Consider the following 16,741-nt stretch of genomic DNA (forward strand, 5'->3'; position numbering starts at 1 on the left):
GCCCCATGCGCACGGTCGGCGTCGAGGAAGAACTCCTGATCGTCGACCCCCGCACCGGATCGGCGCGCGGGCTCGCGGACGACGTGGTCGACGCCGCGGACGAGGGCGTCGAGAAGGAGCTGCAGCGCCAGCAGGTCGAGATCGCGTCCTCGCCACGGCAAACCCTCACCGAGCTCGCCACCGACCTGACCGAACAACGCGCGTCCGCGATCGCCGCCGCGGAAGACCGCGGCGTCGCCCTCGCGGCCCTCGGCACCTACCCGGGACGGGTGCAGGCGCGACCGAGCTCCGACCGGCGCTACCGCCGGCTCGTCGACCGGCTCGGGCTGCCCGCCCGCGAACAACTCACCTGCGGCACGCACGTCCACGTCGAGATCGACGACCGCACTGAAGGAGTGGCAGTCCTCGACCGGATCCGCCCGTGGCTGCCGCTCCTCGTCGCGGTCTCGGCGAATTCCCGTTCTGGCAGGCCGAGGACACCGGCTTCGCCAGCTACCGCCACGAGGCCTGGGGCCGATTCCCCTCCGCCGGACCGACCGAACTGTTCGGGTCGGTCGAGAACTACGACCGTACGGTCGACGCGCTCGTGGCGACCGACGCGCTGCTCGACCGCGGGATGCTCTACTTCAACGCCCGCCTCTCGGCGAAGTTCCCGACCGTCGAGATCCGCGTCGCCGACGTCTGCACCCGCAGCGAGCACGCCCTGCTCATCGCGGCGCTGGCCCGCGCTCTCGTTTCCACCGCTGCGCGCGAGTGGCGTGCCGGCGTGGACCCGGACCCGATGCGCCTCGAACTGCTCCGCGTCGCCTACTGGACCGCCGCCCGCTGGGGCCTCGACGGCGACCTGCTCGATCCCCGCTCCGGCCGACCGGTGCCCGCCCGCGACGCGGTCGCGACACTGCTCGACCACCTCACCGACGCCCTCACCGAGACAGGCGACCTGCCACTCGTGCGCGCCCTGCTCGACCAGTTGCTCACCGACGGCACCAACGCGCGCTGGCAGCGCACCCACGTCGAACAAGGCGCCGACTGGGCCGACCTCGTCCACGCCGCGGTCGAGCTGACCCGGAAGCCGATCCGCCTGCCCTGAAGGTGAGTTAACCACCGTCCTCGTCGAGTTCGGAGGGAATGACGAGCACCGGGGTCACCCGTTCCCGCAGCACCGACCGGGACACCGAAGGACGGAAGAAGCGTCCCAGCGACGCCCAGAAGCTCTCTCCCCGCGATCCGACGACCACGCAATAGGCGTCGGTCTCCGCCGCCAGTTCGGCCAGCGCGTGGCCGGTTCGCCGCGTGCCGTGCGATACGAGCACGGCACCGCGTCGGCTCGCACCTCCTCGCTCACCTCGGCCTGCAGGTCGCGAAGCCAACCTGCCGAGTCCTCTGCACCCTCACCTGCAGTCCTCGGGTCCACGGGGGCGGGAACGATCGGAGGTCCCGCCATCCCTGAAACCGGAAGACCCACGCCCGCCGCGATGGGCATCTCCTCGACGTGAGCGACGACGAGCTGCCCCTCCAGGCGTGCGGCAAGGTCCATCGCCTGAGCCAGCACCAGGGCGCCGGTCTCCGCATCGTGGATTCCCACCACGACGGTGGGCCGCATGCTCTCAGCGACCATCGCCCGCACCTCCGCTCTCTCGGCGCCGAAGTCGCTCAGCTGGACCATTCCCGTCCAGGTGATCGACAACCTGCCAGTTCGCCAGGAGACCCGCGAGCTCTCCTTACGGCTAACCGCCGGTCAGGTCGAGAACGACCTTGATGTCCTCCGGGTGCGGTTCATAAGCGCTCTGCCAGTCGGCCAGCGGGACCCGCCGCGTGAGCAGCCCGGACAACCAATCGGGTTCCGCGCGGGCGAGCGCTTCGGCGGCGGCCGCGTAGTGCCGCAGGTTCGCGTTGACCGATCCGACGATCACATCGTTCTCGAGGACCAAGCTGCGGTTGAGCGCGCCGAGGTCGGCGGGGACCTGGCGACCCGCGGAGCTCACACCGGTCAGACACGTGATGCCGTAGGGCGCCGTGTTCCCCACGACCGCCCACACCACGTCAGCCGCTGCCGTCGCTTCGATCACGACATCCGGTCGGAGTTCAGTCATCACCGCGTCGACCGCGGCAGTGTGATAGCTGGCCCCCAGACGCTCCGTCAGAACCGGCTTGGGTCCGCAGGTGACTTGGTCCACGACGTGGACGTCCAAGCCGCGCTGCACCCCCATCATCGCGGCGAGCAACCCGATGGGCCCGGCCCCCGTGACGAGCACCCTGCGGGGCTCGAACCACGCGCGGGCTCCGATCCGCTCGACCTGCTCCCACGCCTTGGCGACCACCGAGGCAGGCTCGACCAGGACCCCGACATCGGCCAGGGACGCACTCAGCTTGACCGCGTAGGCGGGGGCCACGCTCCAGACCTGGGCCGCATACCCGTCCCGACCGACGATGCCGCGCTCGGTGTACCGCCCGTTGCGGCACATGTCGAACTCGCCGTGGGCGCAGGCTCCGCACGGCTCCGGGTCGGGGCGTCGAACGACGCCCGCGACCAGGTCACCGGCCGAGAATCCCGAACCTGGAGGCGCATGACGGACGCGGCCGAGCGACTCGTGCCCCAGCACCAGGACCTCCGCCCCCGCCGGCGGGCTTCCGTACTCCCCGCGCACGATCTCCCGGTCGGTGCCGCAGATGCCGACGGCGAGCCCGTCCACGAGCAGCGAGTCAGCGGTCGGTTGGGGCTCCGGTAACTCGGCCAGCGCGAGGCTTCCGGGTACTCCCGGACGGGTGGTCACCGCGCGCATCACACGGCCCCGGGCCGAGGGAAGACGGCATGCTCCCCGTCCACCAGTGGCGATGCGGGATCGAGATGCCGGGCCGCGTTGACCAACCCGATGTGGCTGAAGGCTTGGGGAAAGTTCCCGACCAGGCGTCCCGCGCGGCCGTCGTACTCCTCGGCGAGCAGGCCGACGTCGTTCGCCAGGGAGCACAGCCGGGTGAACAACGCTGCAGCTTCGGTGGTGCGGCCTATGCCCTGGAGCGCATCGACGAGCCAGAAGGAGCAGATGAGAAAGGCCCCTTCCTCGCCAGGCAGACCGTCGACTCCGCCGTCCGCGTCCACGCTGTAGCGCAGCACCAACCCGTCGTGGTCGAGCTCGCGTCGAACGGCTTCCACGGTCCCGACAATGCGCGGATCCCTCCAGGGAAGGAATCCGAGCCTCGGGAGCAGCAACAGGGCGGCGTCGAGTCCCTGGGAGCCGTAGAACTGCGTGAAGGTGTTCCGCTCGGAGTCATACCCACGGCGCAGCACCTCATTGTGGATGTGGTCGCGCAGCGCGCGCCAGCGCTCCACCGGTCCGTCCCTGCCGTGCCTGTCGACGGCCTGGACCGCGCGGTCGAGACCGGCCCAGCACAGCACCTTCGAGTGCACGAACGGCCGATCCTTCGACCGCACCTCCCACAGGCCGGCGTCGTCCCGATGCCAGTTGCCCTCCAGGAAGTCGAGCAGGTGACGCTGCAGAGCCCACGCGTCGTCGTCGGCGGCGACACCCGCCTCCCGGGCGACGTGGAGCCCGTCCAGCACCTCACCCCAGACGTCGAGCTGGAACTGCCCGGCGGCCGCATTGCCCACGCGCACAGGCCGGGACTGCTCATAGCCCGCAAGCCAGTCGAGTTCCAGTTCGGGAATCCGGCGGGCACCGTCGACGGCGTACATGATCTGCAGGTCGGCTGGATTCCCGGCGACCGCACGCAACAGCCACTCCCGCCAAGCCCGCGCTTCGTTCTCGAATCCCGCACCGATCAAGGCATGCAGGGTGAAGGTCGCATCCCGCAACCAGCAGTAGCGGTAGTCCCAGTTGCGGACGCCGCCCAGTTGCTCCGGCACCGATGTCGTGGCGGCGGCGACGATGCCGCCGGTCGGGGCGTAGGTCAGCGCTTTCAGCGTCAACAACGACCGGCGCACCAGGTCGGCGGATCGACCGCGGTAGCGACACGGGGAGATCCAGTCCGTCCAGAACGATTCCGTGGTTCGGAGTGCCTGCTCGGCGTCGAGGGGCGCCGGCGGCGGCAGGTGGGACGGATGCTGGATCAGGACGAACGTCAACCGCTGGCCGGCGGCGACCTCGAACTCGGCGACCGTGGTGAGGTTCTCTCCGTGCGTCGGCACCGCGGCATCCAGCCAGACCGCGTCCGGTCCGGCGACCGCCACGATGCGGCCGTCCAGCGCCCGCACCCAGGGGACGATACGGCCGTAGTCGAAACGCAACCGTAGCGTCATGCGCATCCGGACGCGCCCGCTGCGCCCCTCCACGATCCGAACCAGATCGGGGTCGTCCCCCCGCGGCGGCATGAAGTCGATGACACGCACACTGCCGTCCGCGCTGTCCCAGTCCGTCTCCAGGATCATCGTGTCGCCCCGGTAGCGCCGGTCGGAGCATCTGTCGGCGCCGACCGGAGCGATGCGCCAGCAACCGGCGCGCTCGTCGTCGAGCAGCGCCGCAAAGCACGCCGGTGAGTCGAACCGGGGCAGGCACAACCAGTCCACCGACCCGTCCGTGGCCACCAGTGCGACCGACTGCAGGTCTCCGAGTACGGCGTAATCCTCGAGCGGTTTGCTCATGTCCGCTCGCCTGCCCGAACAGGGCACCCTCCTAACAACCCGATGGCCCGGAGGTGCACGAAACGCTTTCTCGTGGTGCTCGGCCCGAGCGAACGATCATCGCAAGTCCTGGAACGGGTGACGGCAGCAGCGAAGGCGCTCCTGTCGCCCTACGCGTAGCGGAGTGCCCTGGCGGGCAGTGCGTTGGTATGACGTCGACCCTTCGCGCCCTGGTGCTGTGCTGCACGCTGAAGTCCGGCGACGCCGAGTCGAGCTCGGAGAAGCTCGGGCGGGAGGTGCTGGTCGCGCTCGCCGATCACGACGTCGACGGCGAGGTGGTGCGCGTCGCCGACCGGAACGTGAAGTTCGGTGTGAGCACCGACGAGGGCGACGGCGACGGCTGGCCCGCCATCCGACGCAAGGTGCTCGACTCCGACATCGTCGTGATCGCGACACCCATCTGGATGGGTCAACCCTCCGCGGTCGCCAAGATGACGCTGGAGCGACTGGACGCCGAGCTGTCCGAGACCGACGACCAGGGCCGGCCGACGATGTACAACAAGGTCGCCGTCGCCGCGGTCGTCGGCAACGAGGACGGGGCGCACCACTGCTGCGCCGAGGTGATGCAGACCCTCAACGACGTCGGCTTCACCGTCCCTGCCGCGGGCGGCACCTACTGGGTGGGCGAGGCGATGCAGAAGACCGACTACGTCGACGCCGGCCCGAAGCCCGAGACCACCGGCGCCGCGACCAAGACCCTCGCCGCCAACGCCGCCCACCTCGCCCGGCTGCTCCGCGATTCCCCGTACCCGAAGAGCTGACGGTCAGGCGCTCTCGGACTCCTCCCGCGGCGCGAGGGACGCGACGAGCGGGGCGTCGATGCCGAGCCGGCCGAGCTTGGCGGCACCGCCCGGGGAACCGAGGGGACCGTCCTTCCCCGGGAGGGTCTGGGCGAAGAAGGCCTCGTTGTCGGCGAGGTGGGGACGCCAGGCCTCGGGGAGGTCGTCCTCGTAGTAGATCGCCTCGACCGGGCAGACCGGCTCGCAGGCGCCGCAGTCGACGCACTCGTCCGGGTGGATGTACAGGGCCCGCGCGCCCTCGTAGATGCAGTCGACCGGGCATTCCTCGATGCACGACCGGTCCGTCACGTCGACGCAGGGCTCACCGATCACGTAGGTCATGGCGACAGTTTATACAATCACGTCTTGTAGAAACTGCGGGACGCCAGAATGGGTCCGTCGGCGAGAAGAGGTGGGTTCATGACCAAGCCGTTCGTCCGGGTGAACCGGGACCGGTGCCAGGGGGTGCAGATGTGCATCGCCTGGGCCCCCGGAGCGTTCGAGGCCGGGCCCGACGGGCTGACGATCTTCCGCCCCGACGGGGAGTGGACGCTCGAGCAGCTCGAGGAAGCCGTCGAGAACTGCCCCACCGAGACGCTGACCCTGGTCCTGGACGGGGACGAGGAGACCGGCTAGCGCAGCTTGGTCAGGCGAGCCAGGCACAGATCCGGGGCAACGAACGGCTCCAGCTGATCAGCCGTCACGTCCGCGCCCCACTCCTCGAGCGCTCCCTGCATCACCCCGAGATGCAGCGAGCACACCACCGCCGACCCCGGCTCCGCGAGTTCGAGGAACGGGCAGTTCCGCAGGCCGATCTGCGTGTGCCCACCCTCCCGTCGGCGCTCGGGGGCGAAGCCGATTTCGTCGAGCAGGTCGACCAACCGACTGACCGGACTCCGCCGCGCCGCTCCTCCGTCCGCCGCCGCCAGTGCGCGACCCTGCGCACGACCGGCCGCCAACGCCTGACCGGCCGGGTCCGGGCCGGCCGCGAGACCGGTCACCAGCGCCGCCGCCAGGAAGTGGTAGTTCCGCGGTCCGGCCGGATCCATCTTCGGCACCGCCCGGTACAGCACCGGCGGCCGGCCCGGACCGCACCGGTCGGGCCGCACCTGCTCGACGCGTCCCTGCTCCAGCAACGCGTCCAGGTGCCACCGCACCGTGTTGGCGTGGACCCCGAGCTCCGCCGCGACGTCGAAGACCGTCAGCGGGTCGGCCGCGTCCGCCAGGACCCGGAGCACCTCCGCGCGCCGGCCGCGGGCCGGCCCGTCCGCGCGAGGCCCGTCCGTCATAGGTCGCAGTTTATCCAACGCACCCTTTGACAAACGGAGGATTTATATCGTGTTACGATATAAATCCGGAGAGCCCCCGCCCGAGCCACGGGCGCGGGCTCCCCGCTCCAGACGCTCCCGACCGCTGGTGAGCGCGCCCTTCGGCATCGAAGGAGGTTCCGTATGGCCGAGGCCTTCGACTGGACCACGGTCGTCGACTACACCCGTCGGGTGCCGGTCGATCCCCCGCTGACGCAGTACGAACTGCCGGGCATCACCGAGGAGATGCACAAGGACGTCCCGGTCGCGGTCGTGCCGCTCTGGCACGCCGTCGTGACGGGGCGTCTGGCGTTCCCGGCCGATGACCGCGCGACGCTGCGCACAGCCCAGGCCCGCCTGGACCGAGCGCTCGCCGAGATCGAGCGCGTGTACCCGCTGCAGCCGGGCGGCCTCTTCGTCCAGGTCGCCTACGGCACGCCGTACTTCCGGGAGCGGTTCCCGACGAGCCTGACCGACGAGTTCATGCCGAAGTCGGTGATGCCGGGCAGCGAGGGCGAGTGGGCGCTCGTCGACAGCATCCGGTTCCCCATGGACCCGCCGGACCTGCTCCTGGAGCAGAACGACATCTGCCTCCACTTCAAGAGCGACTACCGCCACCACATCGAGGACGTCATCGACGCCCTCTTCTCCCCCGGCGACCACCGCCTCAACGGCATCCCCGCCCAGGGTGTGTTCATCGGCGATCTGGTCACCGTCACCTCGACCCGCCGCGGATTCGCCGGACGGAGCATGCCGAAGCTCGTCGGCGAACACCTCGGCATCGCCGGCGCCGACCGGATCCCGGACGGCGCGATGCTGTTCCTCGGCTTCACGTCCAGCCACGTGCACGGCCTCGCCGCGGGGAACCTCGCCAGCTTCGAGACCCTCCCCGGGTTCACCGACCAGCTTCCCGGGAGCTACTTCGCGCACGGCACCGCAATGCACCTCTCCCACATCGCGCTCGACCTGGAGCGGTGGTACGCGTTCACCCCACGGGAGCGCCTGCACCGCATGTTCCACCCCCGGCGCACGGAGACCGAGGAGGTCCTCAGCCCGGACCAGTCCCCCGCGACCACGACGTTCAAGGAGGAACGGGACGGCGACGCCGCCCGCTACCGACTCGTCGGCCACAACGAGCAGATGCAGTTCCTCTCCCGCGTCGAGACCGACACCGTCACCGCCTACGGCGAGAAGGTCGAGCGCGGCACCGCGTTCTTCCTGCGGCAGGACTTCGACACCGTCGAGAACCCCTTCGGCTTCTCCGTCGACGAACCCGTCTCCCCCGAACCTCGCGCCGGGGTGCACTTCGTCGGCCTCGGGCCCTGCTCCCAGCACTACGAACTCATGCGGCGCGAGATGGACAGCCCGGATCTGAAGGAGCGTCACGGCCTGCCGGACGAGAACCTCGGCTTCACCGACGTCCTCACCACCACGCACCGGCAGAACTACCTGCTACCGCCCCGGGCGCACCGGTCCTTCCCGCTGGCCGAGGTGCTCGTCTCCTGACCACGCGCGCGGCAGGAAGTGGCGCAGGTACCCGGAGGAGAGGATGTCCTGGAAGTCACCGTGACCGACCCGCCCGTCCGGGGTCTCCCAGCGCGCCAGGCACATGAACGAGGACATGTTGTGCCAGGCCCGCCACTCCGACGCGGCGAGGATCGTGCCGCGCAGCGGCAGGTCGCGCCCGCGGTCGTCGGTGAGCGTGACGTCGACGCGTTCGGGGAACAAGGTGGCCGGGTTGCGCTGCGTGCGCTTGCGGATCGCGACGACGGGTGAGTAGCCGCCGTCCCGGCAGATCCACCCGGCACGCAGCGGGTCACCCCCGGGGACCTCGAGCGTGCCCGCCCACTCCGGCTTCAGGTCCGGGGAGTCGAACGCGGTGGCGCCGAAGCTGAGGTCCGGACCGAGGACGCCGTTGAGCCACGTCATCGGCGGCAGGTCGCAGTGCACCTCGCGCCGGAGCTGACCCCAGGACCGGTCGCGGACGCTGTAGCCGTCCACCGCGTACTGCCGGCCGGCGAGGGTGAGCGTCCCGTGCGTCCGCATCGGCTGCTCCAGGTGGAACCCGGTCTCCAGCACCATCGGCTCGGCGAGCGCGGTGAACTCGACCTCGAAGGCGCTGCCGCGCGACTCGTCGGCGTACCGGGCCCGCAGCGTCCGCAGCGGCTCGACCACCTCCGCCTCGTACCCGTTCGGCAGCCGGTAGCGGTGCAGGTCGTCCGCCAGCACCGCGTCGTCGACGTAGGTGACGATGTCGAACAGGTCCGAACCCAGGCTGTTCGGCTGCACCCCGCGCCACACCCACGCCCCGCCGGTGACGACCCCGAGGTTCGGGTGATGCCACAGGTACCCGAGCCCGCAGATCCCGTGCTCCGGGACGCTGAACCCCAGCGCCTGCGTCTCCGTCAGCTCCGGCCCCGGCTGCGCCACCCGCGCCTCGGGGTGCAGGAACTCGTCCCGCGGGTCGGGCACAGCGAACCGGCTGTTCTTCGCCTCCCAGAACGCTTTCGCGGTGTCGCTCATCCCGTCCCTTCCCTCGGCCCCGGGCAGCAGCGTTCCCGATCCCGCGCGGTGGCGGTCCACCGGGGTCCCACCACGGGCGGACCGAACTGAACGGCCGACCCGGCCCCGGCCGATCGGCCGATCCGGCAACGGCCCGGCCCCGCCGACACTTCGGAGCGGGGCGGCTTGACGCTGCCCGGAAACCGGGGGTCCGACGGCGCTTCCGGGACATATAGGTCGATCGGGCAGGTTGCTGGTGTCGCGGACCAAGCGGATGACGCGCGTTGCTGTTCTGTGCATGGCGAGCGTCAGCGCGTCGATGCTCTTCACCCTGCCATCGGCTGATGCCTCGTCATCCGCGTCGGCGCCGGCGACAGCACAGGTCGCTGCTGCTGCGAAGAGCCGACTCGCCGGCTGGTCGACCAAGGCCGTCACCGTCCGGCTCAACGGCGAACTCGGTACCGACGTCACCGTCACGCCCAAGGCGAAGCGGACGATCGACGTTCAGTACCGCAAGCGCGGAACGACCAAGTGGCTGACGCGGTCGCGCATCGCCAGCTCGAGCGCAGGTGCTGCGTACGTGGTCTTCAAGCCGCCTGCGCGGGGGGTCTGGGAGGTGCGGCTGCTCGTGGCCGCGACCCGATCCGCCGGCAAGGTGGTCACCGGAAAGCGCGTGGTCACCGTCAAGGGCACGGCGACCCCGACCAAGAGCGTCGGGACCCGCCTAGCGAGCAGGGCCGCCACCGGAGAACGCCTTACCGTCCCGGGCGACGTCAATCCCCCAGCGGTGCGCCGGATCCAAATCCAGATTCGGCCCGTGGCCGTCAAGACGTGGCAGACGGCGGCCGTCACCACCTCCGGAGCGAACGGTAGGTTCACGGCCCCGATCATCTTTCCGAAGGCCGGAGAGTGGCGGCTCCGGGCGGTCGCCGACGGATCCCCCACCCAGGCAGCCCTGAAGGGCAGCGAGCGCGTGGTCTACGTAGGCCCGCGACTTCGGATGGGACTGAAAGGTGCGACCGGGCTCGCGCTGGCGCCAGCTGGGTCTCGCATCACCTCGGCCGTGGCCGGCGGCGCCCCGGCCGGCACGGTGCGGACGACGGCCACGGAGCCCACGCTCGTCATCGTCAAGCCTGACGGGTCTTTGACGAGTGCGATCGAGGGCAAGGCCTCGGCCAGTCGTTTCATGATCGCGCCGACCGGCGACGTGTACGTGCTCTTCAGCCGCCGCACCAACGCGAGCGCCGGCGGGGACGGCGACTGCCTGCTGGCCCGGGTGGACCGCAGCACGGGTCTGATGAGCTGCGTGGACAGCACCCTGTCGTCCATCACCTGGCCCGACGACCAGTGGGGGTACCGCAACCCCGCGGTGCAGTTCGACGACAAGGGCGCGGTCTACTACGAGGGCTGGACCACCGACGGCCGCACCGTCCTCCGCCGGTCCCACAACGGCGTCACGAAGAACCTGATCAACGACGCCATCTCTCTCCAGGACTTCTTGGTCATCGGCGACGGCAGCGTTTTCCTGCGGGGCTCCACCAACGTCTCCGGCACATCGTGGGTTCGGCGCATCACCCCGCAGGGCGGCCTGCAGACCTTGGCCACGCACAACTCGGGCAACCTCCTCCACCAGTTCCCGGACGGAAACGTCTACATCGGCCTCTACGACGGCTCGGGTAGCGGGGTTGCCCGCTTCCTCACCGCCAGCGGGACGATGGACCCGAACCGCATGGACATCAGCACTTACTGCGCGATCGACCGCTGGGATCCCGCGTTCTGCGGCTCCAACGGCGCGTATGTCAGCAACGTCGTGACGACCGAGAACAACGAGGTGTTCGCCGTAACCGGGGGTCGGGTGTTTCAGCTCTACCCGACGCTGAGCAAGCCGACGACCACCATCCATCAGGTCACCAACCTCGCCGCCGGATCAGCGGGGAGGCTCTTTGTCGCCGGCTTGGGCGCAGGGGGCGTGAACTCGCTCAGCGTGCTCGACACCGCTACCGACACCGAGTCCGTGGTGGTCGGGGCCGCGAACGAGGCCGAGGTCTACCGGCTCCACCACCTCCCCGCGACGAACTCGGTCATGTTCGACGGGCTGCGGTTCGCGGACAACACCTATGTCGTCGGCCGCCTGGACCTGGCGACGATGAAGGTGACGACGAAGCCCACCGGAACCACTCGGCTCGTGGACTTCCAGACGTTCTGACCAACCCGCCGGTCTCACCGGGTGCCACCGGTTGATGACGGAGAGCAACCATCGTTCCCGAGACCGGGCGCAGGGCCGAGAAATGGGCAGTTAAGCTCACATTGGCCGGGTACATCTCCGACAATCGCCCGCAGAAACGGAGGCCCCCCATGTCTGCTGCGGACAACAAGGAAACCCCAGGTCAGGAGCCCCAGGAGCTCCTCGACCGTCGATCGGCGCTACGGAACTTCTCCCTGGTCGGCCTGGCCGCGGTGGCGGCCCCGGCGGCCGCGGCACCGAAGGATCCCGTCACCGACCTGCTCAACTCCCTGCTCGGCGGCGGCGGGTCCGAGCCCGCGCCGTCGGAGCCGGCTCCGACCCCGGCGCCGAAGCCCCCGACAGAGGTCAAGTCGGTCGAGCCGAAGGGCAAGTACGTCAAGGCGAGCAAGGAGCCGATGGGCTCGGTCGAGGACATCCCGGTCAACAGCGGTGTCCTCTACGAGGCCGAGCAGTACGTCATCGCCCAGCCGAAGGCCGGGCACTTCGTCGGCTACGACGCCCTGTGCACGCACGAGGGCTGCCCGGTCGACTCGTTCGGCACGCCTGGGCAGATGAACTGCTCGTGCCACGGCGCGAAGTTCAACCTCGCCACCGGCAAGGTCGAGGACGGCCCGGCGAAGAAGCCGCTGCCGAAGAAGCCGATCGTGATCGAGAACGGCAAGATCTACAAGGCGAAGAAGGCCAAGTAGACCCAGACAGGAGATCGAGCGACCGATGCGCCGACGGATCCGAGACATCGCCGGCGGCGCGTCGGTCGCTCTTCTTCTGGCCGGGTGCGGACTGCTCGGCGGAGACGACGACAGCGACGAGATCACCGCGGCGGGGACGGCGTTCCTCGAGGACTGGGCGGCGGGGCGGTACCCCGAGGCGGCGGCGCGGACGACCGACCCGGCGAAGGCGGAGCAGACACTTAAGTCGGTGTCCGACGCCCTGCGTCTGTCGAGCCGCACCCTCCGACCCGGCGCGCTGACGGGCTGCCAGAACGACGAGCCCTGCCAACTCGGGTTCGAGGCGACCCTCTCCCTCGCGACCCTCGGCGACTGGACCTACGCGGGCGCGCTGACGCTCACTCAGGCCGCGGAGGCGTGGCAGGTCGAGTGGAGCCCCGCGGTCGTCCACCCGAAACTCACCGCCGACACCGCGCTCGCGCGCGTCCGCGAGCTGCCGCCGCGCGCCCCGATCCTCGACCGCGAGAACCGGCCCCTGGTCACCGACCAGGAGGTCGTCCGCGTCGGGATCACCGCCGGCAAGACGCTCGAGGAGAGCATCCGCAAGCTGGCCCAGGTGCTCGACCTGAACTACGAGACGCTCGCCCAACGCAGCAAGAACACGCCGACGAGCCAGTTCGTCGAGGCGGTCGTGCTCCGCAAGTCCGAGCACGACGCGGTCAAGCTCCAACTCGACGACATCCCGGGCGTCCTGGAACGGCCCGACACCCTCCCCCTCGCCCCGACCCGGCAGTACGCGCGGGCCCTGCTCGGCGCGGTCACCCCCGCCACCAAGGAGACGCTCGAGAAGGCCGGCCCCATGGCCTCCAGCGCCGACGAGGTCGGGTCGTTCGGCCTGCAGGCGAAGTTCCAGCAGCAGCTCGCCGGCCTGCCCGGTGGTCGCGTCAACCTCGTGAAGACCCCCGACCGCACCGTCGTCGAGACCCTGCACGAGTTCGTCGCCAAGCCCGGCTCCCCGGTCCAGCTCACCCTCGACAAGCGGGTGCAGGACGCGGCCGAGAGCGCGCTCGCCGCCGTGACCAACGGGGCCTCGCTCGTCGCCATCGACACCGAGACCGGCGACGTCCTCGCGGTCGCGAACGGTCCCGTCGACCGGTCCGCCGAGGACCGCGCGCTCTCCGGCCGTTACCCGCCCGGCTCCACCTTCAAGGTCGTCACCACGACGGCGCTGCTGCGCGACGGGCTGAAGACCACCGACACCGTCGCCTGCCCGGCAACCGTCAACGTCGGCGGCAAGCGGTTCGAGAACTACGACGGTCTCGGCGCCCTGGGCAACGTCCCGTTCCGCAAGGACTTCACCGAGTCCTGCAACACCGCGTTCATCACGCGCGCCGGCGACCTCGCATCCGACGGCCTGACTCAGGCCGCCGCGGCGTTCGGCCTCGGCTCCGGCTGGGACCTCGGCGTCCCCAGCTACTCCGGCAGCGTCCCCACCTCGACCAGCCCGATCGACCAGGGCGCCGCCGCGATCGGCCAGGGCCGCGTCCTGATGAGCCCGCTCGCGATGGCGTCGGTCGCGGCGACCGTCGCCTCCGGCACCCCGCGGGCCCCCCGGCTGCTCATGGATGAGGAGCCGTCAGAAACCGGCGAGCCGCTGCCCGAGGCCGAGACCCTGCGCGATCTCATGCTCGCCACCGTCCGCGAGGGAACGGCGAACGTCCTGCAGATCGCCGGCGAGGAGATCGGCGCCAAGACCGGCACCGCCGAGTACGGGAGCGGCGACAAGGCCGGGCTGCACGCCTGGATGATCGGGTTCACCGGGCGCATCGCGTTCGCGGTGATCGTCGAGGACGGCGTCAGCGGGTCGAAGACCGCGGGGCCGGTCGCGCGTCGCTTCCTGCTCGCGGTCCGCGGCCTCGACTGAGCAGGTTCGACGCCGCCCGCCCCCCGACCCGATCCGCGACCACGACCTCCAGCAGGAACTGCGCGTCCTCCCCGCACACGAGGCACGCCTCGACGTGCCGCCGCATCACCGGATCGCTCTGGCGGTTCGTCGCCACCTGTTCGACGTAGGCGCACAGCCGGTCGAAGCACTCGTCGCAGCTGAGGTAGGGACCGGCGTCGAACGTCAGCGCGGCCACGACGTCCTGCAGAGACGGTGCGACGGACGGGCCCATGCTGAACTCCGGTTTGGGTGAGGACGTTCCATGGGTGTCGCGGCGCCGACGTGTCTTACGCCCTCGTTCCGAAGAAAAGTCCAAGAGCGCCGACGGGGTAAGACCGAGCCCTCTAAAGCCAACTAAACCAGGAGAAACACCTCCCCCTCCCGGGCGCGCCGGACCCGCCTGTCGACGCATCGCTTCTGCCGCACGCCGACACCTCCGCCCGACCCTGACCTGGCCAAGGAGCGTGCGTAGCCGTGCCGACCGTGCGTCGCAAACTGATCGCCCTGTTCGGAACCGGTGCCCTTCTCGGCGCCGCGGCCCTGCAATTCCTCACGTCGGCGCCGACGGCTGCCGCGTCCGTGACCCTGGTGACGTCGAGCGTGACCGCGAGCAACGGTCAGGTCGTCACCGCGACCAACCACCTCGTGCAGGACACCCCCGCGATCGCCGCGGCGAAACAGAAGTTCATCGAGCGCGCGCTCAGCGGCCAGGACCCCGCGACGAAGCATCTCGTCGGCAGCGACGGCTCGATCCGCCACGAGTACCTCGTGGTCTGGGCCGGCGACGGCAACGCCCTCGACAACAGCACCGCGACGCTGCCGGAGACCCCGCTCGATCTCGACACCAAGGGCGTCCCGGACTGGGTCCGTGACAACTCGGCCGCACCCGACTTCCTCGCGGTCATCGACGTCACCCGCGGCTCCCCGACCTACGGCCACGTCGTCAACACCGTCACGACCGGGCCGTTCGTCGGCAACGAGCCGCACCACATGCAGTACATGTGGCACAAGGGCGATCGCATCTACACCGGCAGCCTCTTCACCGACATGACGTACGTCTTCGACGTCACCAAACTGCCGCTGATCGAGATCACCGGCGTCAACCTGCCGACCGACACGCCCTGCGGCTCCGTTCCCGACGCGTACGTGACGCTGAAGGACGGCACCGCCTACGGCACCTACATGGGCGGCGCGAACCTGCCCGGCCCGTGCTCGTACACGAACGGCGAGGTGCGGGTCAGCAACGGCTTCGGTGGCTCACCCGGATCCCTCGTCCGCGTCGGTCCGCAGGGCCAGACGCTCTCCGAGGTGCCGGCCGCGCTGACGCGCCCCGAGGGCCCCTGCAACAGCTACCCGGAGCTGCCGACGCCGACGTGCGCGAACCCGCACGGCATCCAGGCCCGCGAGGACCTGAACCGGCTGATCACCGCGGACTACGCCGAACCGCGCAACATCATCCTCGACCCGGTGACCGCGCCGGACCCCTACATCTTCCGTGACACCGTGCGGATCTGGGACATCACCAACCGGAACAACGCCAAGGTCATCTCGGTGTCGCACATGCCCGACGGCCCCCGCAACCCGCGCGACCCGATGCACAACGAACCCCGCGGCGTGATGGAGGTCGGCGTCACGCACCAGCCGAAGCACAAGGGTGCGTTCGCCTCGTCCTCCTGCGGCGGCGTCATCTACTACACGCCCGACATCACCGCGAAGCAGCCGGTGTGGCGAGAGGTCTGGGACGTGACGGCCTCGACGCTCCACCACGCGCCGCAGTACCGCGGCGACGGCGGCTGCAGCGGAGCGAGCTGGGTGCAGGTCAGCCTCGACGACAACTACCTGTTCCACATCGTCATCGGGGCCGGGCCCGGCTCTCCCCTGCCGCGCTCGACCGAGGACAAGCAGGTCTACGTCCTCGACATCCGCAAGCTGCTGAAGGCCGGCACCGACACCACGTGTTCGATCGACAACTACGACGAGGTCGTCCGCGGCGGCGCCGAGCCCGACTGCCCGACGCTGAGCGACACCTTCCGCGTCGAGGACAACTCCTCCGGCGGTCCGCACTGGGGCGCGATGGACAACTTCGCCCTAGGCAGCGACGGGCTCTACCACGAGACGACGAACGTCAAGCGCATCGCGTTCGCCAACTCCTTCGTCGCGCGCACCACCGTCGACGGCAACCACGACCTCTGCCTGCTCAACTTCAGCAAGGGCAAGCTGAGCCTCGACAGGAGCTTCGTCGACGAGTACGAGGGCACCCCGTGCGTGAAGTTCGACCGGACTTCCTGGCCCCACGGCGCCTTCGGGGACGCGAAACCCCACGCGATGGTGTTCGCCGTCCCCGACGAGTACGTGAGGTAGCGCGTCAGCGCCCCATCAGCTGAGTGGCGTGGTGGCACCCGTTACCCGTTCAGGTCCGGCACGCATCACGGCGGTGGTCGATGTCGAGCACCACCACGTGTCGGCGGTCGGCGTCGATCCGGTAGCGAACGCGGTACTCACCGCGGCGCGCTCGCCACAAGCCTTCGAGGGGCGCCCGCAGCGGAGCTCCGACGATCGTCGGTCGCGCGAGCAACGGACCCGAGACGAACTCCCACACGGCGAACGCCACAGTCGGCGGAAGGTCGTCCGTGAGCGCTCGGCGTGCGCCGGGTGC

The 16,741-nt window shown here is 70.1% G+C and carries 15 protein-coding genes and 1 pseudogene; 8 read left to right on the forward strand and 8 right to left on the reverse strand.

Going from position 1 to position 16,741, the window contains the following annotated elements; all coding sequences use genetic code 11:
• Positions 1-5 precede the first annotated feature (5 nt).
• A pseudogene (locus tag SPOPO_RS36020) lies at positions 6-1,090 on the forward strand (carboxylate-amine ligase).
• A 7-nt stretch (positions 1,091-1,097) separates the two neighbouring features.
• On the opposite strand, the gene SPOPO_RS0103795 reads toward SPOPO_RS36020, so the two are convergent.
• The 3 genes from SPOPO_RS0103795 to SPOPO_RS0103805 all read right to left on the reverse strand — a co-directional run bounded on the left by SPOPO_RS0103795 (position 1,098) and on the right by SPOPO_RS0103805 (position 4,600).
• A complete protein-coding gene (locus SPOPO_RS0103795) occupies positions 1,098-1,313 on the reverse strand; it encodes a universal stress protein (RefSeq protein WP_019873451.1) in 216 nt (71 codons plus the stop codon).
• A gap of 414 nt (positions 1,314-1,727) precedes the next feature.
• Complete coding sequence (locus SPOPO_RS0103800; protein ID WP_019873452.1) at positions 1,728-2,783, reverse strand: alcohol dehydrogenase catalytic domain-containing protein; 1,056 nt, start codon at positions 2,781-2,783, stop codon at positions 1,728-1,730.
• Positions 2,783-4,600, reverse strand: a complete 1,818-nt coding sequence (locus tag SPOPO_RS0103805; RefSeq protein ID WP_019873453.1) for a glycoside hydrolase family 15 protein — start codon at positions 4,598-4,600, stop codon at positions 2,783-2,785. The genes SPOPO_RS0103800 and SPOPO_RS0103805 overlap by 1 nt, the downstream gene beginning before the upstream one ends.
• A 188-nt stretch (positions 4,601-4,788) precedes the next feature.
• Here SPOPO_RS0103805 and SPOPO_RS0103810 point away from each other — a divergent pair, with 188 nt between their 5' ends.
• Positions 4,789-5,400, forward strand: a complete 612-nt coding sequence (locus SPOPO_RS0103810; RefSeq protein WP_019873454.1) for a flavodoxin family protein — start codon at positions 4,789-4,791, stop codon at positions 5,398-5,400.
• A 3-nt stretch (positions 5,401-5,403) separates the two neighbouring features.
• On the opposite strand, the gene fdxA is transcribed toward SPOPO_RS0103810, so the two are convergent.
• The gene (gene fdxA, locus SPOPO_RS0103815; RefSeq protein ID WP_019873455.1) at positions 5,404-5,760 is read right to left on the reverse strand and encodes a ferredoxin; all 357 of its coding nucleotides are present in this window, start codon (positions 5,758-5,760) and stop codon (positions 5,404-5,406) included.
• 78 nt (positions 5,761-5,838) lie between these two features.
• Between fdxA and SPOPO_RS0103820 the strand changes: the two genes are divergently transcribed.
• Positions 5,839-6,054, forward strand: coding sequence for a ferredoxin (locus SPOPO_RS0103820; RefSeq protein ID WP_019873456.1), 216 nt, complete (start codon positions 5,839-5,841; stop codon positions 6,052-6,054).
• On the opposite strand, the gene SPOPO_RS0103825 is transcribed toward SPOPO_RS0103820, so the two are convergent.
• Positions 6,051-6,707, reverse strand: coding sequence for a helix-turn-helix transcriptional regulator (locus SPOPO_RS0103825; RefSeq protein ID WP_019873457.1), 657 nt, complete (start codon positions 6,705-6,707; stop codon positions 6,051-6,053). The two genes, SPOPO_RS0103820 and SPOPO_RS0103825, sit on opposite strands and share 4 nt — an antisense overlap.
• A 162-nt stretch (positions 6,708-6,869) precedes the next feature.
• Here SPOPO_RS0103825 and SPOPO_RS0103830 point away from each other — a divergent pair, with 162 nt between their 5' ends.
• Complete coding sequence (locus tag SPOPO_RS0103830; RefSeq protein ID WP_019873458.1) at positions 6,870-8,231, forward strand: DUF7405 family protein; 1,362 nt, start codon at positions 6,870-6,872, stop codon at positions 8,229-8,231.
• Here the strand turns inward: SPOPO_RS0103830 and SPOPO_RS0103835 are convergent.
• Positions 8,178-9,248, reverse strand: coding sequence for a DUF7064 domain-containing protein (locus SPOPO_RS0103835; RefSeq protein WP_019873459.1), 1,071 nt, complete (start codon positions 9,246-9,248; stop codon positions 8,178-8,180). The genes SPOPO_RS0103830 and SPOPO_RS0103835 overlap by 54 nt on opposite strands.
• A gap of 277 nt (positions 9,249-9,525) precedes the next feature.
• Between SPOPO_RS0103835 and SPOPO_RS0103840 the strand changes: the two genes are divergently transcribed.
• From SPOPO_RS0103840 to SPOPO_RS0103850, 3 genes are all read left to right on the forward strand, one after another.
• Positions 9,526-11,433 carry a hypothetical protein gene (locus SPOPO_RS0103840; RefSeq protein ID WP_019873460.1) on the forward strand — a complete coding sequence of 636 codons (1,908 nt, stop codon included), beginning with the start codon at positions 9,526-9,528 and terminating at the stop codon, positions 11,431-11,433.
• A 149-nt stretch (positions 11,434-11,582) separates the two neighbouring features.
• On the forward strand, positions 11,583-12,161 hold the full coding sequence (locus tag SPOPO_RS35505; protein ID WP_019873461.1) for a Rieske (2Fe-2S) protein: 579 nt from the start codon (positions 11,583-11,585) through the stop codon (positions 12,159-12,161).
• Positions 12,162-12,186: 25 nt separating this feature from the next.
• Entirely contained in the window at positions 12,187-14,064 is a 1,878-nt protein-coding gene (locus SPOPO_RS0103850; RefSeq protein WP_019873462.1) for a penicillin-binding transpeptidase domain-containing protein, read from the forward strand.
• Here the strand turns inward: SPOPO_RS0103850 and SPOPO_RS27600 are convergent.
• Complete coding sequence (locus SPOPO_RS27600) at positions 13,997-14,317, reverse strand: hypothetical protein (RefSeq protein ID WP_019873463.1); 321 nt, start codon at positions 14,315-14,317, stop codon at positions 13,997-13,999. The genes SPOPO_RS0103850 and SPOPO_RS27600 overlap by 68 nt on opposite strands.
• Positions 14,318-14,559: 242 nt before the next feature.
• Between SPOPO_RS27600 and SPOPO_RS0103860 the strand changes: the two genes are divergently transcribed.
• Positions 14,560-16,446 carry a hypothetical protein gene (locus tag SPOPO_RS0103860; protein WP_019873464.1) on the forward strand — a complete coding sequence of 629 codons (1,887 nt, stop codon included), beginning with the start codon at positions 14,560-14,562 and terminating at the stop codon, positions 16,444-16,446.
• A 49-nt stretch (positions 16,447-16,495) separates the two neighbouring features.
• Here the strand turns inward: SPOPO_RS0103860 and SPOPO_RS35510 are convergent, their stop codons facing one another.
• Positions 16,496-16,696: a type II toxin-antitoxin system RelE family toxin gene (locus SPOPO_RS35510; RefSeq protein WP_019873465.1), complete on the reverse strand. Its 201-nt coding sequence runs from the start codon at positions 16,694-16,696 to the stop codon at positions 16,496-16,498.
• Positions 16,697-16,741: the final 45 nt, after the last annotated feature.

The sequence above is a fragment of the Sporichthya polymorpha DSM 43042 genome (assembly GCF_000384115.1).
GTDB lineage: Bacteria > Actinomycetota > Actinomycetes > Sporichthyales > Sporichthyaceae > Sporichthya > Sporichthya polymorpha.